We start from the raw sequence: 16,035 nt of genomic DNA, 5'->3' as shown, positions 1-16,035 counted from the left end.
CCTACACCATCGTATTTACGTCAAGGACTGGCACAACGTCACCGTCGCCAAGGATCGTGACACCACTTACTCCCCTCGTGTTGCCAATGAAACTGCTCAGTGGTTTAACAACCACTTCCTGTTGTCCCTCAACAATATCAACAGGGATGCAGCATTTTCTCTTCTGGTACTGGATGACGATAAGGACATCGCATACACTGGAAGTCCCGATCATCTCGTTAAGCCAGAAGATCTGGAGCACTTCGTCCCGCAGGAGTATAGCCTCACCGTTTCCGATATGGTGCGTGGTATCGCGTTTGAAATTCGCTACTTCTACGATACTGCTGATAGGAATGGCGAGACGTTTCCCGTTGATACGGACGATCATGACATCCACGATTGCCATGGTTGGTGGGAGTAAAAGTTCGAACCGGCTCCCCTTTCCCGGCGTTGTCTCGACACGGATAGTCCCTTTCAGGGATTCGATGGATCTCCTTACGACATCGAGCCCGACACCCCTGCCACTGATATCGGAGATCTTATCTGCTGTGGAGAACCCGGGCTGGAACAGGAGTTCAACCGCCTGATCCGATGTCAGGGTATCCGCGGTTTCCTGGGTAATGAGGCCCTTTTCAACAGCTTTCTTCTTGACTTTTTCTACATTGACACCAGCACCGTCATCGATCAGTTCGATGATGACGTTATCCCTGTCGCGGTGTGCAGCCAGCCTGACAAACCCTTTCCGTGGTTTACCGGCGGCTTCACGGACTTCAGGTGACTCGATACCATGGTTGACAGCATTCCTGATCAGGTGAAGCAGGGGATCGTTGAGCCCGTCCATGACACTGCGGTCGAGTTCCGTCTCCCCACCTTCCATGACAAATTCGACTTCCTTGCTGTCGTACTGCGCCACATCGCGGACAACCCGTGGCAACCGGTTGAATATGTGGTTCAGGGGGATCATCCGGATGATCATCATCAGGTTCTGGAGGTCCGATACCGACCGGTCGACCATGCCGATCGCTTCATTCATCTCCTTGATCCGGTGCTGCTCGGCAATCTGTTTGAGCCGGCCCCGGTTGATCACGAGATCTTCGACAAGGTTCATGATATGGTCGAGCTGTGTTATATCGACCCGGAGATTCTTGATCTCACGACTCTTGTCGGACGTGGCAGCCTGTTTTTTAGCGGCTGAAGTATCCTCGGATGCTATCCTCTCCTGTTTTACCACCGGTTTGATCTCAACCTTGGCAATTTCAGTACCCATTGCGGCGGTCTGAAGTGCTTCTTCTCCGGCTTCGCTTGCAATCTGCAGAACAAGCGAACCATCGAATTCACCAGCATCGATTGCCTCTTTTGATGGATTGATGGAGACAATGGTACCGAGAGCTTCCAGGTTACCGATTGCAATCATTGCCCGGACATCTTTCATCAGGCATTCGTTTGCCACGGTGATGTTGATGGTATATGCCGGTATATCGCCGGTATCTGGTGTATCTGTGGGCTTCCCGGCCGGGGTTGCAGCTGGCGAAGCCTGCTCTTTCTTGTGCTGTTTTCCCTTTCCTTTTGTTGGCTCCGGTTTCCCCTTGAGATCTTCAAGCCATTGTTTGAGGGCACCAACCTGTTTGTCCGGGCTTAATGAAGATGTGTCTCCCCCGCCTTCCACATCATCAATCATCTGTTCTAAGACATCAGAACAGGCAAGGAGCAGGTTGCCGAGTTCCTGCGTCATACCCGCAGTACCGCTCCGTATCAACTGGAAGATATCCTCCATGGCATGGCACAGCCGTTCCATATCCGCAAAGCCCATGGATGCCGATGCACCTTTGAGAGTATGGATCGAACGGAAGATTTCATCGATAGCATTCTGATCCGAACCTTTCTCAAGGATGAGGAGGTTCTTTACCATGTTCTCATGGTTTTCACGGGACTCCGCAACAAAAAGGCCGCGGTAGGCCTCAAATTCAGACACGAGCTTCCTCCATCTGGTACACCAGTCTTTCGATTTCTGCTGCCAGTTTCCTCAGTGGCAGGACCTTGTCGACAGCATTCTTCTGGATTGCCGAACGGGCCATGCCGTAGACCAGGCAGTCCCTCTCATCGCAGAGAAGACTGGTGCCTCCGGCCTCCTTGATTGCGTGGGCACCCTCACCAGCATCATTTCCCATACCGCTCAGGATCACGGAAACGATATTTTTCCCGTATACGTGAGCTGCGGATTCAAACGTTTTGTCGACCGCCGGGCGAACCCCGTGGATGGTTGGTGCATTGGAGTGGATGATCCGGCCAATCCGTGCGTTATTTGCTCCGATATCCCCGCTGATGATCGTGTGTACCCCTGCTTTTGAGAGCAGGATCTTGCCGGTTTCTACAATATCACCGTTCTCGGTCTCTTTTACCGGCATCGCCGCAATGCGGTTGAACCGTTCGGCGAGAGCAGCGGTAAATCCTGTTGGCATATGCTGGGTAACCATAACACCGGCTGGAAGATCTGCGGGGATTTCTGCGAGAAGGGTATCGAGCATGGGGGGTCCCCCGGCAGACGATCCGATGAGGACGACCCGTTCTGCTGATCCTGATGAGGTGGTGACTTTATGCTGCAGAGGCTTTGAGGAAAGCGTGACAAGGTGTTTGATCTTCGAGATCAGTTCATCGCCGATATCACGGGCATGGGGAATATCCTTTGGCTTCAGCATGAAGTCATCGGCACCGAGGTGGATGGCCTCGCGTGTCTTCTCCGCACCCTCCGAAGTCAGGGTACTCAGCATCAGGATCTTCGGGCGCCGTTTCTGTTTCTGGAGATTCTCAAGGACCTGGATGCCGGTCATCCGCGGCATCTCGATATCGAGCGTGACCAGGTCCGGTTTGAGTTGTTGGATCTTTTCCAGCGCATCCTGGCCATTTGAAGCCGTTCCCACTACTTCAATGGCCGGGTCTTTAGTAACCATATCCCGGATGATCGTGCGCATGAACACGGAATCATCAACGATAAGAATTTTTACCATATAACGTCAGGATGCGAGAACGTTCTTGACTTCTTCAAGCACTTTCGGGGCCTGGAACGGCTTTACAATATACCCCTTTGCACCGGTCTTGATGGCCAGTTTTACCATCTGTTCCTGGCCGACAGCCGTACACATGACAACCCGGGCATTCGGATCAAGTGCCTTAATCCCTTTCAGCGCCTCGATACCGTTCATCTTTGGCATCACAACGTCCATGGTGACGAGATCCGGTTTCAGTTCTTTGTATTTTGCGACGGCCTCTTCCCCATCTCCTGCTTCACCGGCAATAGTATGGCCACCGGAGAACAGGATATTTTTAAGAAGGGTTCTCATGAAGAGTGTATCATCCACGATCAAAATCTTTCCCATTGACGATCAAATAAGTGATTGGTAAATCATTGCATAAAACTGTATGGGACTGCAAAACAGAAGAGAAATTTTAAACAGATGAAAAATTTTCGTTAGTTTTGCGATTTTGTTGCATCTGAAATGTATCGTACACCTTTGGTGGTCAGCTGTACTTCCCGGCGTATAGTCACGATTTCTGCAAGACCGAGTTTCAGGATATTGTCATATATCCCATCCAGTTGTTTGTGGGGGATATTAAGCATATTTTCGATGGCATGTGAGTCCATGCCGGAATAGATGAGCATGGCAACCTGCTGGCCGACTCCGTCCAGTTCGGTACCTTTCATATCCATCCCTTTGGTGGTCTCTGTCAGGAAATTAAATAACACCTGGAGCGTTGAAAGAGGGCAGAGAACGAGACTTGAGGTCAGTTCCCCTGATTCGAGATGATCTATGCGGACAACATCTGTTGCCTTTCCCTGGACTTCCCGTTTTGTCAGTTCGATCGCAGCTACATCCGAAACAGGGACACAGACCTGTTTTGCGGCGCTGACGAACCAGATGCCGGAATGGACGACAACGACACTGCCTTTCTCCCACTGGGCATCCTTTATCATGACTCCGCCTTTGATAGCCGGCGACATGAAATATGCCATGAGGCGGTATGCATTGCATGAGGCCAGGATCAGTTTTTTCAGGATTTGCAGGACCTTGTCAACGGAAAGAATTTTGTACGATACTTCAACATCCGTTTTTGCCGTTACGATAAGGATATTTTTCTTTTCGGCAACATCCACGACATTCTTGAAGAGGATCTCTTTATTGACGGGTGCCGGGAGGACGATCCGGTCTTCACCAACCCCGAGCTTGATGACAACCCAGGTTTTGTTATGTTCGATTTTTGCGGGGACTTCTTTCATGAGACCTCACGGAGAAAAATTTTGCTGCATGAATATTTTATAGTGTACTTTTAGTGTTGTTCCGGGGTTTATTTTATTCCATCTGTCGATTGCTGGTCTTTCTCTTTCTCTTTTTCTTTTGAAATCCCACCGATCTTCTGGTACATGCCCTTGAGTTCATCCTCGATATCCATTGCCGGTGCCTTGAAGTCCTTCAGTTCCCGAAGCAGGCTTATGTCGGCCTCTTTTTTATGGGTCTTGACATCGGATGCAATGGAACTGAGGAGATCTTCATCCGTGCCCCCGCTGCCCCCGGCAAATGATGCCATATCTGACTGGATACCAATCTGGTCTTCTGTCATATCTGCATCCGGTGGTGCATCCGAGGCGATCCATGCCGTCTTCACTGCAGTGGATTCGGTCTTGGGAGCTGCGGCAGATGCCGCCGGAGCTTCTCCTGGCGGGACTTCATCAGGAGACGTGGCGGGTACCGACATGCCGTCCATGTCTTCATCCAGCTCGACATCATCGAGGCTCAGGTTGTCGAGATCGCCAAACTCCGCATCCATCTCACTACCGCTATCAAGGCCACTGAACGCGTCCAGTCCGCCACCATCATCAGCAGGAGCAGCGGAGGTCTCATCCGTGTTGTCAAATGAAGGCATCAGTAATTCCGGTGCCGGGAGATCTGCGGCGGGTTCACCTTCGGGAGCGGGTCCGGTTCCCGCTGATGACGAAAAGGCAGTATCGTCATCGAGTCCGTCAAGAAGCCCTGCATCAAATTCGTCACCGGAAAGGAATGGATCCGAGTCATCCAGTGACCCGGCTCCTCCGGATGCGGGAAGTGGTGCGCCGGCACCGGCAGATGCCGCCGGTTTGGTGACTTTCTCACTTATCGTCTTATCGAGCATCTTGTTGATGTCTTCGACTTTCTTCTCACTCCTGCCTCGCGCCTTGAGGATTGTGCCAAGAGAATCAACGGAAGAGAAGATCGACTTCAGGTGGGTACCAAAACCGGCCTTTGTATCAGCGGTTTTCCCGGGTCCCGGCTTTGCCGATTTTTGTTGTGCTTTTTCAGTTGTTGGCTTGCCCTTCTGATCCCTGGATGTAGCAGGTTTTCTGGAAAATTTGATAGTGGCAAGTGCTGTCCTGATCTCCGTGACAGTTACAATGCCAAGGAGGAATGACAGCACGATAACAAGAACGAACATCATGACGAAAAGAGTCACAATGGTAACATTCCAGAAGATGAGGATAAGACCAAAGGTAAGAATGGTGCACAACATCACGATCCTGCGAACACTATCCTTCATTTTAACCACCACCCACTCCCTGTGAAGCCATTGCCTTGAGTCCCTCGGGACTGAAGAATATCCCCACGCCGATTGGGGCAACCAGCAGTACAAGACCGGTCAGTGTACAGAATATGGCGCCGTAGAAATAAAACATATACCGATCCCCGCCCCCAAAAATCTTTGCTGCGAGGATATTGGAAATCGTGATGATGGTTAAGGAAATTACCACAAAGGCACCCACCTCTTTTTCAGGGAAATTGGTGAACATGCCCATACCCCCCCCAAGGACCGACCCTGCCGAGACCCCTCCCATGCTGCTGCCACCTGAAGCTCCCGCGGCAGCAGATTGATTGGCGAAATTTGCCATCATCTCTGTAACCGATCCTGTGAGGACAACCATGATCCGGTACAGTACAACAAATATGCCGATCATGGCGATATGCATTGCCACGAGCAGGATGATGAAACTGCGGGCATGCATGTCTTTCTTCTCCCGCAGGAGGGTCTGTTCCAGCATGGAGGATCCAACAACGGTGCCGATCGCATCCGGGGGGCCGCCAAGGGTAATAGTATCAAGGTAAATGTTGAGGTATTTGTAGATGAGATTGCTCCCGGACTCGCCAATAAACTTGTCCCAGACCTGCTTGTCGTCAAGTCCAATGTTCATCTTGGAATAGACTGCGTTCACAAGGGGCCCGAGTGACGGAAGGGATTTTTTATCAATAATGTTGAGAGCATATACGGCCGTAGTGCCCTGCCCACCCATGACGGCACCGAAACTCCGGATGAATGTCGAAAAATCGGTGTCACGCAAAGTAATATTCGCATCATCAATGAACCCGATGATACCGACAGGCGCCAGCAGGATGCCGATAAGGACATAGATCAAGCCTGCACTGACTCCGAGGAGCCCAAGGACGACGATTGCGACAATGACCAGCGGTATGATGATCCTTTCCATCGCGTAGATGGTCTGCTGCTCCTTGGAGCGGTAATGGGTCAGGCCGTGCGATTTAGGATCATCCGGCATGGACTGGTACATGAGCCCGTTGCCAAAAACACCAATGGCAAGGATGATGGCATATCCCACGTTCAGCGTGGTATCAATTCCCGCGGGAGAGTAGATGGCAATCGAGATCATGAGGGTGACGGCAATGACCGTTGCCGACAGGAGCATGGCAACATAAGCATCTCCCCATTTCTGGACCATCTCCAGGCCCGCCTCGACCTGGCTCCGGTAGACACTCCTTACGGTGGATAATTCATTCTTCAGGAAATCATCGTCCGGGACACCCGAATCAATTGCATTGGCGTACCGGTCCAGCATGCTCTTGAGAATAACATTTTTGGTCCGATCAGCAACAATGGATAATCCCTCGGCATAACTGTATCCCCATTTCTTGACAAACATGTCCACTCTGGCAATGTACCTGGACGAAATATACTCCGACCTGTTGGCAGCAAACGTAAAAATTTCGGGACGGGATGCGTTGGCAAGGGCAAGCGAGGTCATGTAGGTATTCATGAAGAGGAGGTCGGAACTCATCTTCTTGTCTTCCGTGATCTGCGCAACCTTCTCTTTGATGCTTTTGATAGTGGAAGCGAACGGAAGCGGTTTACCTTCTTTAGTGGGTGTCAGGTCGGGTTCCGGTTCAGCCATATCAGGCACCAATGGTCAGGAGCCCCTGTTTCTTGATCTTGGTCAGCATGTGGAACAGGTCCCAGAACTTGGTATAGCCGGCCTTGTGGAGCCGTTCAAGGATCTTTGCCCGTTTCTCAACTTCAAGATAAATTTCCGCTTTTCTGCTGTCCGGTAATCCCAGCATCGTGGCAATCTTGTTTTCAAGTAAGTATGAACTTCCTTTTCCCGTCCAGACAAAAGTATCCGACACGGGCTCCCAGCCAAACATCTGCACGAAGGTGAACCCCTGGGTCTCCGGGTTATACCCGACAAGTTCGTTGCAGCTGATCATCCGCCGGACGAGCTGGCCATCCGGGCGTTTTACCGCACTCTGGATGATAACAAGGTTGAGGTTATCCACATAGGTTTTCGGGATATTGATCGGGTCACCGCAGAGACGCTGGATCAGTTTTTCAACCGATGCCGCGTGGAATGTGCTCATCACCGGGTGACCGGTCTGCATGGCACCAAAAGCAACGGCTCCCTCGACCCCACGGATTTCACCAACAAGGATCTGGTTCGGGCGCTGACGGAGTGCCGCCTTTAAGAGGTCGAACATCGAAACCTCTCCGGCTTCGCCTCCTCCTTCCCCCCTCCCCTTGGCAAGCGCAACTTCCCGCACCCAGTTCCGGTGAGGTACATTCAGTTCCGGTGTATCCTCAATGGTGACGATCTTGTTCTCAGGTGGTATGAATGTCGTGATCGCGTTGAGGAGCGTTGTCTTGCCGCTTGCCGTTTCACCGGATACGAAGAGCGACATCCCGTACTCAACGCAGATCCAGATGTATGCAGCAGCCACGTAGTCAATACCGTTGCTCTCAACAATATTGAGGATGCTTAAGGGAACCTCGTTCACCTTACGGATACTGAAGTTGCTGCCATGCTTGCTGATGGCCGTTCCGTACACTATGTTGATACGGGACCCGTCCAGCAGGGTAGCGTCAACGATCGGATTCCGGTAGGTAATCGGCCGCTTGATCCGTTCCGCCATCTTGACGACAAACTCGTCAAGTTCGCTGGAGACCTTGAATTCGATAACGGATTTTAAGCCTTTGAAGATCTTGTGCTCGATAAAGATCGGGCCTACACCGTCACAGGATATATCTTCAATATACGAGTCGGAAAGAAAGGGTTTTAAGACCCCCATATCGATCTTATCCCGGATCAGCAGGTATTCGATGGCCCGGTATTCCTGGTCCGTCAGGATTACCTTCCCGTCAGGTGTGAGGGGGATCTGGTGTTTTTTCTTAACCTTCCCCATCTTGTCCTTTGCCGTGAAATCGGTGTTGAGGAATGTCGTAATCTTTGATTTGAAATCCTGCTGGGTCGGTCCTCCTCCGGTTAGTTGTGCCAGATCCATATTTTTTGGTTTTATCACAGACACGCTTGCAAGCATCTTCTTGATGACTTCCGCCCGTTCCTTGTCACTGATGGGATCTTCCTCAAGCGCATCGATGAGATCGATGAGTTTTGTCTCAATGACCGGTAACATCTGGTTTACGCTGTGGAGGAACGAGGGCTCGATGGGGATATAGAAATTCCTGACGTCATCCGGGTCGGGAAGAATATGGATAAATGTGGTCTCATTCACCGGGTAGATGATATTGGGACTCTTCATTGTACGGAGATCTTTTTTCAATTCCGAAAGGAAGAGCGGGATGCCGTACGTATTTACCGGGAACGTGTGGAGATATTCCAGGAGGTGCGGGCTTGCCTTAACGTATTCCTTGGCATTGGCCGGGAGCATCTTGTACAGCGCACTGGACTCGATATCATTGTAAAAATCGATGTTGGTATCAATAACTTCCGGCTTGAACGGAAGATTGACTGCAACGGATAACGTGCCCATATCAGACCTTCGCGTAGCTCATCGGGATGATCTTCATACCGTATCCCGGATGTACTTCAAAACTTACAAGGTTCCCGGTAGTCTTGCGTGCTCCCCGTACTTTGATGACTTCCATCACCATGACGTACTTGTCACCGACAAGGGCTTTTTTCATATTCAGGTGGGCATCGCAGATGGACCTGATGCGGACGAGGGTGTCCTCCTCAAATGCATACGTATGGAGGGTGACAAGAATTGTCTTGCCATGGTCCACGAGAGACTTACAGTTCGTGAAGAACGTAAGGATCGTATCGGTCTGGGCATATTCCGTGAACAGGGTGAGGGAATCGACTATGATAACCTGCGACTTGCTGTTCTGGATGTGGGTAACGAGATGAGAGAGGATCCCATCCATCTCCTCTTTTTTCCATTCGAAACCGACAACGTGGAGGGGGAACACCTTGAGGTATCCCCAGGCAAAATACTCGGAGATGTCAAGGCTCATGGACTCCATCTGCTTGATGAAACTCTTGCTTGTGCTCTCTGTTGTGAAGAGATCGACGGATAGTCCCTGTTTCATGGCGCCCCAGATGATCTGCTGGGTAAGCACACTCTTCCCGGTATCGTTCTCACCTTCTATGAGAGTGAGTGATTCAAGGGGAAGGCCATCGGCTATTTTCTTGTCGAGTTCCGAGTTGCCGGTAGAGATAATCTGCCGGTCCTCGCCCCCCATCAGATCAGACATTGATGCCATGTATATCTCCTTACTGGTTTACTATCGATACAGCAGAAACCCCGTTGCTGGTCGTGACCTGAATGCTGGTCGGTTTAGTCGAATACGTTATATTAACACTCATTGTTACTCCCGGGTCCAATTCTTTTGCATGTATGTAATCATTCTCAAACCCGGCAACAGACCAATTCCCGGGATTGCCCAGATCATAACTATCATACGTGTAGTGTGTATATCCATTTGTCTCATCAAATGAAAAAACATCCATTTGGGGCAAGTCGGAAACCATCTCATTTCCATTATTTGTTATATTGAATTTTAGCTTATCCGCCCCCTCAAAAGCATAGTAGGAAATATTGATACTGGTTCTCAGTCGCGTTTCATGCAGCAAAGTAATATCTTTCTGAGCCGTTGCCATCGTCTCCGCAGCAGTGAGTGTTCCCCCGACAAGCAGATATGCTACTACAACAAGGAGAAGTACTCCAATCGCAGCCCCGATAATCTCTGCAACGGCCATATGTTATTTACTCGCGGTGAATTCAGCAGATCGCCAGACGCCCCCAGGCAAGGTGAGCTGGAAATAAACAGTCCCGTCTGTGCCTTTGTCGGGAATCTCCGGACAATAAGCGGTAATCTTGATAGTCTCACCGGGATCCCAGTAGTTTGGATTACTGGAATCATAGAGTGCTACGTCCCAATCATCATTGGCCCATGAAAGTCGTTCATATTCACCCACGAGACCACAGAGCACATCTGATCGGTTCGTTATGTCACTGACGGGAATCCGGGAACTGCCAATATTTTTCAGCCATACTTCCGCATAATTTGGGTAACCGTCCCGCGTAATGGTAGAGATAATTTTAAAGTCGGTCCTGAGACGCTCATCAGATGCATGAGTGGATGAAGCAAATGTTCCGGCCATCTGGTAGACCACCGGAAAAACCGCGTTGATCAACACACCGGCAGCTATTACAGCAGTTATCAGGAACATCGCGGTGGTGAAGGTCTCGGCAGACATTGGTTATATCCTGTCCGGAAGGTTCATCCATTCTTCATCTTTTTCTTTGTTCTTTGCCGATGATTTCTTCTCGTTTAATGAAATACCGGAGAGATCGATCCGGTCTTCCTGTTTCCGTCCGATGGTAAGGGGCATCTGCTGCCGCTGCTCCATCATGACTTCAATCATATCCTGGTCAAGGGATGTATCATTGGGGGTGAGGATCCGGTTGAGGGCGTACAGCTCGGATACGAACTCATCCGGGCCGACTTCGTGCTCCTCTCCAAGATTAGCCGGCATCAGCCGGGAGATCTCGCGGATCTCGTCGCAGGACTCCCTGGAGATATATCCCATGACACGATAGGACTGCAGCATGATCTCAAGCCGGTCGTGGCCGAATTTCCTGACGGAATTGTGAGTCCATTTGAAGAGTTTGTAGACTTTCTGGAGCCGGAGTTTTTCGTTCAGTGCCTTATCATTTGCTGATGAAAGCCCGGCATGGGAGGGTTTGGGGGGCATGCCGATCTGTGAGCGTAATGCAGCAAGCATCTGTTCGTCGAGGAGTTTCTTTTCCTCTGGGGGAACTGGTTCGGTTTTGGCGGAAACCTCTTCTTTCTTCTCCTCTTCTTCCATCTTTGATTTTGTCACGTCAAGCTGTGTCTCACGGGCATCCAGTGCGGCTTCGCGTGCTTCGAGAGCGGAATTACGGGCTTCATCCGCTTCAGAAGTTCCCGTGGCAGCACCGGCACCTCCGGGTGTTGCAACAATAGTGAAGGGATTTTCCATCTCGTTCATCCGCTCACGGATGTCCATGAGGAGACGCTTGATGGATGTCTTTATCAGGTCGACCTCCCGCTCGAGGTTCTGGAGCTTGACTTCCGGGTCGTCTTCGGAAGCGGCAGTGATGATATGGTCTACCTGTGACTGGTTAACCGCCATAAAATATCCAATCGTTATATTACATTCGTAATTAATAAACATTCTTACTGTTAAAGAAACGCAGAATGCGATATGAAATAGTTAATAAAAGAACTGCGTGCCTTTTTTCCATTCATATCAATGTGTTACTATCCAGCAGGACTCTGTTATTGGAATAGCAATTGACTGGAACCGGAATAAGAACCGGAAAAAAGAGAGAAGATTAGTAGATTGCCTGAACGGGGTTGATCGCACCAGGGATAGTCCTCGTGATCGGGAGGACTGCACCAACAGCGGGCTGTAAGTTAACGGTAATCTTCTGGTTAACTTTCGCTGTGGAGGGCATTCCTATTGAAATGACCCAGATCTCGTTTGGTTCAAGCAGGTCATTGTTGCTGGTTGGGTTCAAATCGTTAATCTTCTGGGAAACACACCAGTGCTGGGCGTCAAGAGTTGTTTGGTCCGTAAACACACCCGTACACGAGTTCATACCGGAGGAAGTAAAACTGATATTCGGATTCCTGCCTCCAGCGGTATCGGAGTATGAAATGACCATCTGCTGGAGATCCATTGCAGTACCGCCAGCGGTTAGAGCAACGCTTGTGTTGATGTAGGTGAGCCGGGTTGGCGCTGTATTAACTGCAACTCCCATAACGTTACCGACAATCTCAAGACTTGAGCTTGCCTGTGCGACACCGGTGTGCACGGTTGCCTGTGCAGTCTGGGTTGTGAAGAACCCTGCGCCGAGTACGACATACGAGAACACGGCCGCAACCACCACGAATGCGATAAGGACGATTGCTGCTTCAAGGCCGGTGAATGCATCTTCTGAGTATATGTTTTTCATCTCTTTCACCCTCCTTAATAGACCTCATACCAGTTAGGCGTGTTCAGTGCTGCCGGGATCGTCCGCTGGATGGGGAGTGCTGCACCAATGGGGGGCTTCACTTCAACGATCATCTTGTCATTAACCGCGAGGTAATCAGAGGTAAATCCCATTCCCGCTGTGTCAAGATCGATAAGTACCATTTCACGTGGGTCAAGCAGGTTACCTGAGGAGATCTGCTTTACCCAGGAAATAGCTACATAGGGACTATCTCCCTGGACGGTCTTGACCATCTTTGAGGTACTTACCGTGTACCCGATCTTGGATATATCAACAGCATTTCCACCGGCTGCAAGCTGCAGGTAGAACGAGACGTTCTTAACAGAATTGCTGGCGCCATTTGCCTGTACCATGACCGGCCCGGATAGTTCAACAGCAGAGGTTGCCTGTCCGACACTCGTGTGCACGGTCTCCTGCGCTTTCTGGGTTGTAAAGAACCCGGCGCCGAGTACCACATAAGAGAACACCGCCGCGACGACAACGAATGCGATCAGCACAATCGCTGCCTCAAGGCCGGTGAATCCCTCGTCATTATTTTTTAAGGAATTCATTACTTCACCTTCGTTACATACGGACACTGGCCTTGACCAGTATCCCTGTTTGTTTAAAGGATTTCATGGTATAAATATTTTCTCTGTATCCCGGATCGGGTTTTTCGCAATTTGCGAATTTTTTTCAGCCAATGCGAAGCAGATATGTCCTTTCATATCGTATTTATGAGACGGACCGTCATGCGGGTTCATTTGCATCACGGTATATTTTCTTGTGTGTTTAATAACTGATTACCCCCGGCCAATAATTTCCGGAATGGGAAAAAATTTGTATGGCATGCTCACAAGATTGATGAGAATACTTATGGTAATCTTATATCATTATTTGAATAAAGACATACATTAACAGGTACACGGTTTGTCATGGATAAAAAAGATATAATGTATATCGTGGCGGCACTGGTAATCGTACTCGTCATTGCACTTGTGATAAAACCACTTGCAACAGGCCAGCCCATAGATATGGGTATTACGGTCCCTACAACAACGCAACCGGTCACCGATATTCCGGCACAGAGCCCGAGTGAATACATACAAAGTCACATGACAACAGCAACTCCGGTACCCACAACTTCACCAACACCTGTCCCAACCTGGAACCCGAAAGCAGCTCAGTCAGTGGAATTTGTAGATCCCTCGACTTATGGCCTGTCGACAAACAAATCAACTCTGTCCGGTACGAGAATCAATGCAACGACACTCAATACAAGTATGACTACATTTGCCACGATTTCATCGTCAACTGGCGGTGGTGGGACAACAAAAATTATGTACATCCCGTTCCCCTACTGGGAACTTGAATATACCTTGAATCCTACCGGAGAACTAAAACCTGCAAAGGAAGATGTTGTTACTGTTACCCCCACTGAGGGAAGTGAGGGAGTATCCTACAGTCACAGCGGAATATCAGGATCCTATTCAACAGCAGGGCCTCAGTTTACGATTCAGGTTATGGATGGGGATGATCCGAACCGGATTGTAAGAACGATCACTCCTCCGGGGGGAATTAACCTGGATTTATGGAAAGGTATTTACAAGGATGTTGAAGCGGAAAAGACTCTTCGTCCCCATCAGAAGGAAACAATGGATCCGGATTTCGTTGCCGTTGATCCCCGTCCATGGACGGAAAAGTTCTATGAAGGGCAACGGAATTATTATTTTATTATTACAACCCAGTCCCTGGATTCATATTCTCTTTCAATAAAAATTCCAACCCGTTATATAGGGAAATATTAATCAAGAAAAACATTTTGGTCAATAGCGGTCAGAAGAATCAACCATTATTCGTGATTACTGTATCTGTTTATTAACAAAATTTCGTGTTGGGAATAAGGGAAAAAAGATACAACGGGAAATTTACGGTAAATTTTAATCGAATTTCTTCTTGCCCATTGATTCAATATACATGTATTCTTTTCCCACTTCGATTGTGCCTTTCTTTTCATCGGGAATCGGGATCTCAAAGTTGGTGAAGTCTTTCATATCCATGAGTTGTGCCGTGCTGCCGGCAATGGAAAGCACCTGCCCGCTCTTGCGTTCAACTACCGGCACATAGGTTTTTGCTGACACCGGCTGGACAATGGATCTCTTGACGCCGTCAAAAATGCCGACAGCATCAATGCGGGCCTTCGCCGCGCCGTGTTTTCCCGGTTTTGATGTGGCAATACCAACAACCTTGCACGGTTCTTCTTCGATAACAATATACCTGCCTTCCTTAATCTTTCCGATTTCTGTCTGTTCCTTCATTGGTTACACCTGGAATATCTCACAATAATAAGCGCGTTAGTAATTTATCTCTGTTGCATTACATAAATACAACGTTGAGAAAGGGAATTTTGGAAAATCATGAAAAACGATTTTTTCTCTGCATGCAACCAGATGGCGGAAATGGTCGAAAATAGCATTGGTACACTTGTTGGAACTGCTGATGGCGGTAAAACGGTAAAGATGGGTGCCGATCTCACGCCAACCAAATTGATCGACCAGATCGCAGAAGATTGTGTTATCCGGTTCCTGAAGGAAACGCCTCTCTGTTCACTTCTCATCAGCGAAGAAGCCGGCAAGGTCCCCTTTGATGGTGATGAGGGTACAATATTTCTTGATCCGGTTGACGGGACGTTCAATGCTGTTGCCGGAATTCCCTTTTATGCACTGTCAATTGCATATGCAACGGAAGGAATTGTCCAGAAAGCGTATGTCCGCAATCTTTCGAGCGGCGAGACGTTCACGGCAGAAAAAGGGAACTATGCGCGGTGTGATGGCAAGGCAATCAATGTCTCGGGTGTATCCAACCTTGACGAATGTGCAATGAGTGTCTATGGCCGGAAATTCGATCCCACCCGTGTCATGCAGCTTGGACAGAAAATCCGTCGTTGGCGTCTCTTGGGGGCTTCTGCCCTTGAACTGTGTTACGTGGGATGCGGAAGAATCGACGGGTTTATTGACCTGCGGGGAACCCTGCGGGTTACCGATGCGGCTGCCGGTATGCTTGTCTGCACGGAAGCCGGTGGGAAGGTTACGGATCTGAATGGTAACCAGATTCACTTTCCCAACGAAGTGACCATCGGCAGGTGTGTTGTTGCCACGAACGGGGTCCTGCACCACAAGGTTATCGAATACCTGAGGTGACCGTTAATGAAATCAGTGATTGTTTCACGAATTGATAACCGGGAAGCACTTGCGTTTGCCCGGTCAATCCGGGATGTTCTGCTCGATGCGGGCTCAACGGCAGTATTTGATAACGACACTGCATCGGCTCTTGGTGTGAAAGGAACTGCACTTTTCAAAACCGATGCAGATGTGATTATCATTATCGGAGGAGATGGTACGATCCTGCGAACGATCCAGTCATTGAATAAGCCCATCCCCGTCCTGGGTATCAACTGGGGGGAAGTGGGGTTCCTCGCAGATCTTGA

The 16,035-nt window shown here is 49.5% G+C and carries 17 protein-coding genes; 3 read left to right on the top strand and 14 right to left on the bottom strand.

Annotated elements, in window-relative coordinates; all coding sequences use genetic code 11:
* Position 1: 1 nt before the first annotated feature.
* The 13 genes from M0R30_RS13995 to M0R30_RS13935 all read right to left on the bottom strand — a co-directional run bounded on the left by M0R30_RS13995 (position 2) and on the right by M0R30_RS13935 (position 13,120).
* A complete protein-coding gene (locus M0R30_RS13995) occupies positions 2–1,951 on the bottom strand; it encodes a chemotaxis protein CheA (protein ID WP_292547989.1) in 1,950 nt (649 codons plus the stop codon).
* Entirely contained in the window at positions 1,944–2,984 is a 1,041-nt protein-coding gene (gene cheB / locus M0R30_RS13990) for a chemotaxis-specific protein-glutamate methyltransferase CheB (RefSeq protein WP_292547987.1), read from the bottom strand. The genes M0R30_RS13995 and cheB overlap by 8 nt, the downstream gene beginning before the upstream one ends.
* Positions 2,985–2,990: 6 nt before the next feature.
* On the bottom strand, positions 2,991–3,353 hold the full coding sequence (locus M0R30_RS13985; RefSeq protein WP_292547985.1) for a response regulator: 363 nt from the start codon (positions 3,351–3,353) through the stop codon (positions 2,991–2,993).
* A 92-nt stretch (positions 3,354–3,445) separates the two neighbouring features.
* The gene (locus M0R30_RS13980; RefSeq protein WP_292547983.1) at positions 3,446–4,252 is read right to left on the bottom strand and encodes a CheF family chemotaxis protein; all 807 of its coding nucleotides are present in this window, start codon (positions 4,250–4,252) and stop codon (positions 3,446–3,448) included.
* A gap of 68 nt (positions 4,253–4,320) precedes the next feature.
* Entirely contained in the window at positions 4,321–5,544 is a 1,224-nt protein-coding gene (locus M0R30_RS13975; protein ID WP_292547981.1) for a hypothetical protein, read from the bottom strand.
* A gap of 1 nt (position 5,545) precedes the next feature.
* Positions 5,546–7,186 carry an archaellar assembly protein FlaJ gene (flaJ, locus tag M0R30_RS13970; protein ID WP_292547979.1) on the bottom strand — a complete coding sequence of 547 codons (1,641 nt, stop codon included), beginning with the start codon at positions 7,184–7,186 and terminating at the stop codon, positions 5,546–5,548.
* A 1-nt stretch (position 7,187) separates the two neighbouring features.
* Complete coding sequence (locus M0R30_RS13965) at positions 7,188–9,056, bottom strand: type II/IV secretion system ATPase subunit (protein WP_292547977.1); 1,869 nt, start codon at positions 9,054–9,056, stop codon at positions 7,188–7,190.
* 1 nt (position 9,057) lies between these two features.
* Positions 9,058–9,789, bottom strand: coding sequence for an ATPase domain-containing protein (locus M0R30_RS13960; protein ID WP_292547975.1), 732 nt, complete (start codon positions 9,787–9,789; stop codon positions 9,058–9,060).
* 10 nt (positions 9,790–9,799) lie between these two features.
* Positions 9,800–10,285 (bottom strand): hypothetical protein, encoded by a 486-nt coding sequence (locus M0R30_RS13955; protein WP_292547973.1) that lies wholly within the window; start codon positions 10,283–10,285, stop codon positions 9,800–9,802.
* A 3-nt stretch (positions 10,286–10,288) separates the two neighbouring features.
* On the bottom strand, positions 10,289–10,786 hold the full coding sequence (locus M0R30_RS13950; RefSeq protein ID WP_292547971.1) for a flagellin: 498 nt from the start codon (positions 10,784–10,786) through the stop codon (positions 10,289–10,291).
* Positions 10,787–10,789: 3 nt separating this feature from the next.
* The gene (locus tag M0R30_RS13945; protein WP_292547969.1) at positions 10,790–11,704 is read right to left on the bottom strand and encodes a hypothetical protein; all 915 of its coding nucleotides are present in this window, start codon (positions 11,702–11,704) and stop codon (positions 10,790–10,792) included.
* A gap of 202 nt (positions 11,705–11,906) precedes the next feature.
* Entirely contained in the window at positions 11,907–12,530 is a 624-nt protein-coding gene (locus M0R30_RS13940; RefSeq protein ID WP_292547967.1) for an archaellin/type IV pilin N-terminal domain-containing protein, read from the bottom strand.
* Positions 12,531–12,544: 14 nt separating this feature from the next.
* The gene (locus tag M0R30_RS13935) at positions 12,545–13,120 is read right to left on the bottom strand and encodes an archaellin/type IV pilin N-terminal domain-containing protein (protein WP_292547965.1); all 576 of its coding nucleotides are present in this window, start codon (positions 13,118–13,120) and stop codon (positions 12,545–12,547) included.
* A gap of 363 nt (positions 13,121–13,483) precedes the next feature.
* On the opposite strand from M0R30_RS13935, the gene M0R30_RS13930 reads away from it, so the two are divergent.
* A complete protein-coding gene (locus M0R30_RS13930; RefSeq protein WP_292547963.1) occupies positions 13,484–14,356 on the top strand; it encodes a hypothetical protein in 873 nt (290 codons plus the stop codon).
* A 132-nt stretch (positions 14,357–14,488) separates the two neighbouring features.
* Here the strand turns inward: M0R30_RS13930 and M0R30_RS13925 are convergent, their stop codons facing one another.
* Positions 14,489–14,866 carry a translation initiation factor IF-5A gene (locus M0R30_RS13925; protein ID WP_292547961.1) on the bottom strand — a complete coding sequence of 126 codons (378 nt, stop codon included), beginning with the start codon at positions 14,864–14,866 and terminating at the stop codon, positions 14,489–14,491.
* Between the two features lie 99 nt (positions 14,867–14,965).
* Between M0R30_RS13925 and M0R30_RS13920 the strand changes: the two genes are divergently transcribed.
* Positions 14,966–15,748, top strand: a complete 783-nt coding sequence (locus tag M0R30_RS13920; RefSeq protein ID WP_292547959.1) for a bifunctional fructose-bisphosphatase/inositol-phosphate phosphatase — start codon at positions 14,966–14,968, stop codon at positions 15,746–15,748.
* Between the two features lie 6 nt (positions 15,749–15,754).
* Positions 15,755–16,035 (top strand): NAD(+)/NADH kinase (locus tag M0R30_RS13915; RefSeq protein ID WP_292547957.1); only part of this gene is annotated, 281 nt, incomplete at its 3' end.

This window comes from Methanoregula sp., assembly GCF_023227875.1.
GTDB lineage: Archaea > Halobacteriota > Methanomicrobia > Methanomicrobiales > Methanospirillaceae > Methanoregula.
This window is presented reverse-complemented; position numbering and strand designations above follow the sequence as displayed.

Bases quoted from the DNA above. Each gene is read 5' to 3' on its own strand.
- cheB (WP_292547987.1), bottom strand. From the start codon at position 2,984: ATGGTAAAAATTCTTATCGTTGATGATTCCGTGTTCATGCGCACGATC.
- M0R30_RS13985 (WP_292547985.1), bottom strand. From the start codon at position 3,353: ATGGGAAAGATTTTGATCGTGGATGATACACTCTTCATGAGAACCCTT.
- M0R30_RS13980 (WP_292547983.1), bottom strand. From the start codon at position 4,252: ATGAAAGAAGTCCCCGCAAAAATCGAACATAACAAAACCTGGGTTGTC.
- M0R30_RS13975 (WP_292547981.1), bottom strand. From the start codon at position 5,544: ATGAAGGATAGTGTTCGCAGGATCGTGATGTTGTGCACCATTCTTACC.
- flaJ (WP_292547979.1), bottom strand. From the start codon at position 7,186: ATGGCTGAACCGGAACCCGACCTGACACCCACTAAAGAAGGTAAACCG.
- M0R30_RS13965 (WP_292547977.1), bottom strand. From the start codon at position 9,056: ATGGGCACGTTATCCGTTGCAGTCAATCTTCCGTTCAAGCCGGAAGTT.
- M0R30_RS13960 (WP_292547975.1), bottom strand. From the start codon at position 9,789: ATGGCATCAATGTCTGATCTGATGGGGGGCGAGGACCGGCAGATTATC.
- M0R30_RS13955 (WP_292547973.1), bottom strand. From the start codon at position 10,285: ATGGCCGTTGCAGAGATTATCGGGGCTGCGATTGGAGTACTTCTCCTT.
- M0R30_RS13950 (WP_292547971.1), bottom strand. From the start codon at position 10,786: ATGTCTGCCGAGACCTTCACCACCGCGATGTTCCTGATAACTGCTGTA.
- M0R30_RS13945 (WP_292547969.1), bottom strand. From the start codon at position 11,704: ATGGCGGTTAACCAGTCACAGGTAGACCATATCATCACTGCCGCTTCC.
- M0R30_RS13940 (WP_292547967.1), bottom strand. From the start codon at position 12,530: ATGAAAAACATATACTCAGAAGATGCATTCACCGGCCTTGAAGCAGCA.
- M0R30_RS13935 (WP_292547965.1), bottom strand. From the start codon at position 13,120: ATGAATTCCTTAAAAAATAATGACGAGGGATTCACCGGCCTTGAGGCA.
- M0R30_RS13930 (WP_292547963.1), top strand. From the start codon at position 13,484: ATGGATAAAAAAGATATAATGTATATCGTGGCGGCACTGGTAATCGTA.
- M0R30_RS13925 (WP_292547961.1), bottom strand. From the start codon at position 14,866: ATGAAGGAACAGACAGAAATCGGAAAGATTAAGGAAGGCAGGTATATT.
- M0R30_RS13920 (WP_292547959.1), top strand. From the start codon at position 14,966: ATGAAAAACGATTTTTTCTCTGCATGCAACCAGATGGCGGAAATGGTC.